This is a genomic window from Amycolatopsis sp. NPDC003861, assembly GCF_053605405.1.
Genome location: NZ_JBSGJD010000431.1, coordinates 1 through 4,479, shown reverse-complemented (window position 1 = coordinate 4,479; position 4,479 = coordinate 1). Strand labels below are relative to the sequence as shown.

4 protein-coding genes are annotated in these 4,479 nt (G+C 72.9%); all 4 read right to left on the bottom strand.

The features are described from left to right. Positions 1 to 106: 106 nt before the first annotated feature. A complete protein-coding gene (locus ACWEVN_RS46740) occupies positions 107 to 679 on the bottom strand; it encodes a TetR/AcrR family transcriptional regulator (RefSeq protein ID WP_449685757.1) in 573 nt (190 codons plus the stop codon). Next, positions 676 to 2,574 (bottom strand): YhgE/Pip family protein, encoded by a 1,899-nt coding sequence (locus tag ACWEVN_RS46735; RefSeq protein WP_452055569.1) that lies wholly within the window; start codon positions 2,572 to 2,574, stop codon positions 676 to 678. The genes ACWEVN_RS46740 and ACWEVN_RS46735 overlap by 4 nt, the downstream gene beginning before the upstream one ends. Next, a complete protein-coding gene (locus tag ACWEVN_RS46730) occupies positions 2,571 to 3,257 on the bottom strand; it encodes an ABC transporter ATP-binding protein (RefSeq protein ID WP_452055568.1) in 687 nt (228 codons plus the stop codon). The genes ACWEVN_RS46735 and ACWEVN_RS46730 overlap by 4 nt, the downstream gene beginning before the upstream one ends. Before the next feature lie 368 nt (positions 3,258 to 3,625). Next, the coding region (locus ACWEVN_RS46725) for a GNAT family N-acetyltransferase (RefSeq protein WP_452055567.1) at positions 3,626 to 4,479 on the bottom strand (854 nt) is incomplete at its 5' end.

The window sequence follows — 4,479 nt, the reverse complement described above, 5'->3', positions numbered from 1 at the left end:
GTTGGACGCACCGAACGCCACATTGGGTGCGTCCAACGCACCCAACGCCACATTGGGGCGCATCGGCGAGCCCCGGCGAGCCCCGGCCGACACCGGCGACGCGACCTCAGCGGCGGCCCAAGCCGCGGATCAGCACCATCACCGCGTCCCGCACCTCGGCCCGCGTCCGCTGCGGCCCGAACACCTGCCAGTCCAGCGCCACCACCAGCATCGTGCCGAACAGCCCGGCCGCCGCCGTCGGGATCTGCACTCCCTCCGGCAGCCGGCCGGCCTCGTCCAAGCGGGACAGCTGCTGCTTCACGATCGAGATGATCTCCTCGCGCAGCAGCGACAACGTTCCGTGCCACTGGCCCGGCGTCCGCCACAGCTCGCTCACCAGGATCTGCGAAAACCCCGGGTACTGCGCGATGAACTCCAGCGTCGTGTCGACCTGCGCCTCGATCACGTCCAGCGGATCGCCCTCGGAGACCGCCGAGCGGAGCCGGAGAGCCAGCATGTCCACGCCGTACCGCAGCAGGGCGTCGACCAGGCCGTCCTTCGAGCCGAAGTTGTAGTACACCGTGCCCTTCGCGACGCCCGCCGCCGCCGCGATGTCGTCGACCGTCAAGCCCACCAGGCCCCGGCTCTTCGAGAGCTCCAGCGTGGCCTCGAAGAGCTTCTGCTTCGTCGCGCCGCTCACAGGCTCAGCTCGGGCTTGAGGGCCGACACCGTCCACACGCGACGCTTGCGGGCGGCCAATGTGGACACCAGGATTCCGCCCACCAGATAGGCCAGCAGCACGCCGATGTCCCCGAGCAGCCGGCCCGTCGAGGCGCCGCTGTAGAACAGGTGGCGGAAGCCGTCGATCGCGTACCCCATCGGCAGCACCACGTGCAGCGGGTAGAGCGCGTCCGGGATCGTCTGCCACGGGAACGTGCCGCCGGCGCTCACCAGCTGCAGCACCAGCAGCACCAGGCCGAGGAACTTGCCGACCGCGCCGAAGAAGGCGTTGAGCGCGTGCACCACCGACGTGAACGTCAGCGACACCAGCACGGCGAACCCGATCGCCTCCAGCGGGTGGGCGATGTGGATGCCGACCAGCCACGTCACCGCGCCGAACAGGACGACCACCTGCGCGATGCCCAGCAGCGCCGAGGACAGCCAGCCGCCGACGGCGACCCGGAACGGGGCCGCGCCCGCGGTCAGTGCGCGCGTCGAGAGCGGGCGCAGAATCAGGAACAGCACGAACGCGCCGATCCAGGTGGCCAGCGAGATGAAGAACGGCGCGAGGCCGGCGCCGTACGTCCCCGCCGACGCCTCGCCGTTGGCGTTCACCGCCACCGGGTCCGCGATCGTGTTGGCCGTCGCCGAGCGGGTCGGGTCGTCGGGGTTCGGGATCTGCTTGAGCCCGGCCGCGAGCCCGTCGCGCAGCTTCACCGCGCCGTCGGCCAGCTGGTTGGTGCCGTTGACCGCGGTCTTCTCGCCGTCGCTGAGCCGGGACGCGCCGTCACGCAGCTGGTTCGCGCCGTCCGACGCCTGCGCGATGCCGCTCGCCAGCTGCGGGGACGCCGCGGCGAGCTTGGCGGCGCCGTCGGACACCTGGCGGGCGCCGTCGGCCAGCTTCGCGAGGTCGCCGTTGGCCTGCTGGATCTTGCTGTTCGCCTGGTCGACGGGGGAGCGCAGCTGGTCGGCCTTGGCCACGATCGCCTGGACCTCGGTCTCCGGCACGCCGGCACCGCGCAGGTCGGTCATGAGCTGGGTGCGGTAGCCGTCGAGCTTGCCCTGGATGTCGGACGACGCCGTCGCGGCGACCGAAGCGGCGTCGGCGACCTTCTGGTTCCCGGCGGCCACCTGCGAAGCGCCGTTGGCGAGCTGCTGCGTCTGGGAGGGGAGGGCCGCGGTGGCGCTCTTGAGCGTGCCGAGGCCGGTCGCCAGCGTCGACGAGCCGTCCGCGAGCTTCGCCGCGCCGTCGGCCAGCTGCTGCTGCCCGGACTTCAGCTGCGTGGCGCCGTCGGCGAGCTGCGCCGCGCCGGTCGAGGCCTCCTGGATCTTGGCGTAGATCGTCGAGAAGCCGACCAGGAACCGGTCCGCGGCCTCGCTGCCGACCTTCTCCGCGATCGTCTTGCGCACCTGCTCGGCGACCTGCTTGGCGATGGTGCCGGAGAGGTAGTTGTTGGCGTCGTTGGTGGTCAGCGTGATCGTCGCCTGCTGCGGCTGGAAGTTGCCGACCGACAGCAGCGCCGCGGAGAACCCGCTCGGGATGCCGATCGCGAACGAGTACTTGTCGTCGCGGACGCCGTCGCGGGCCTCCTGCTCGGACACCTCGTGCCACTGGAAGGTGCCGGACTTGACCAGCTCGTCGGTCACCTCGCGGCCGACGTTGCGCTCCTGGCCGCCGGCGTCCTTCGCGCCGGTGTCGCTGGTGAAGACCGCGGCGGGCAGCTTGTCGAGCCGGCCGTAGGGGTCGTAGTTCGCGTAGAGGTAGAAGGACGCGTAGAGCAAGGGCACCAGCACGAGCGCGACCAGCGCGAGCTTCGGCAGGGTGCCGGTGGAGAGGCGGCGCAGCTCGTTGCGCGCGATCCGGAAGGCGTTCATTCGGAGGCTCCGTCAGTGCTCTCGGTGAGCTCTTCGGTGGGTTCGGGGGGAGTGAAGTTCTGCGGCGCCGGCTGCTCGGCCGCGCCGACGAGCGCGGGGGTGAACGGCAGCGCGGACAGCGGGGTGGTCGCGGCCAGGACAACGACGGCCAGCCCGCGTCCGGCCACCTCGCGCGCCAGCCCCGCCCAGCCGTCGACGTCGCTGGTGTGCCGGTCGGGCGTGTCCAGCACGAGCACGCGCACGCCCTTGCGTTCGGCGGCGAGCTCGGTGAGCAGCCGCGTCCGCAGGGCGGGGGCGAGGTTCTCGAAGCGCGTGCCGGCGAACGGCGCGGCGTCGTGCTCGGCGAGCCAGCGGGCGACGTCCTCCTTGCCCGCCGGGCGGTGGGCCAGCGCCAGCTCCTCGCCGGCGACCACGCGCAGGGGCAGCGCGTCGTCCGGTTCGCTGACCCCGGGGGCGTCCACGACCGCGACGAGCTCGGTCAGCGGGGCGTCGACGCCCTCGGCGTGCACCGTGCCGGTGGTCGGCTTGAGCCGGCCCGCCAGCGCGAGGCCGAACGCCGTGACGCCGACACCGGGTTCGCCGTGCACGATCGCCAGGTCGCCCTCGCCGACGGTCAGTGAGGTGGGCGGCAACAAGGTGCCGTGGTGCCCTTCGAGGGACACCCGATCGGCTCGGACCTGCACGGTTTCTCCCGCTTCGCGAATTTTTGAACTGACCGGTCAGTTCAAAAACTAGACCGCGCAGGAGGAGGCGGCAAGATCACCGGACGCACGTCACACTTGTGGGTGGCTCACAGTGCAGGCCACGGCCGACTGTCGCACCTCGCCCGCCGCGGCGCAGCTCGGGCGGGGGCGCCCACGGCTTCCCCGGGCCGGAGGGTGGGTCCGGCAAAGTCACGACGGCACGTCCGACGGCGGCTCGGCTTGCGCCGCGACGAGTCATTCGCGGCACCGGGCGGATCGTGCGGGACGCCGGGCCGGATCGCTTGCCGGGTGGGGCGGATCGCCGGGCCGACCCTCGCCGGCGCCGGGTCACCGCGGCGCTTCCCCCCTCACCGGAGCGCCGATGCCGGCCGCACCTCCCACGTCGTCCACAGTGGACGATAACCCTGCCGGTGCCAGAACACCGAGGACAGCGGGTTGGTCGGGTTGTAGTAGAGGTACGTGCGGGTCGCGCCGCCCCGGTGCAGCTCCCGGTGCACGTGAGCCATCAGCGCCCGGCCGAAGCCGCCGCCGCGTTCGCCCGGCAGGGTGACGACGTTGTTCACGTACCCCCAGCGGCCGAGCGGGAGCAACTCGGCCGCCTCGCTGCCCGGTGTCGCGTCCACCCACGCGCAGTGCGCGAGCGCGCGGGTTTCGCCGTCCTCTTCGGCCACCCAGACGAGCGGCTCGGCCTCGGCGAGGGCCTTCCGCAGCGAGGGGCCCAGCAGCGCGGCGGTGTTCGCCCGGCGCGGCGCGGCGACGAGCCCGGTGTAGTCGAACGTCGCCTCGGCCAGCTTCAGCGCGCTGTCGTAGTCGTCCGGCCCGGCTCGCCGGACCGCGATCTCCGGCCGGGCCTCCGGCGGGCGCGCGGTGCGCACGCCGACCGCGGAGAGCGGGACGAGGCCGTGGTCGAGGAACGCGCGGATCGCCTCGGCGTCCCGGCTGGGCCAGACGACCACGCACGCCGAGTCGTCGCCGATCTCCTCCGCCTCCAGCCGGCCCTTCAGCGCGCGCAGCAGGACATCGACGCCTTCGGTGCCCGTGTCGCCGAAGTACGGGAAGAGCTGCCAGGTGTCCGCGGCCGACCACAGCATCGGGACGTCGCCCGGCGCGAGGCGCAGGCGCTGGAGCACCCCGCTGACCTGTGTGCCGCCCGCCGCGCCGCCGGCCCGCGGCGAGCGCCTGGACGCGGCGACCGCGGACG

Coding starts and splice junctions, on each gene's coding strand:
- ACWEVN_RS46735 (WP_452055569.1), bottom strand. CDS start 2,574: ATGAACGCCTTCCGGATCGCGCGCAACGAGCTGCGCCGCCTCTCCACC.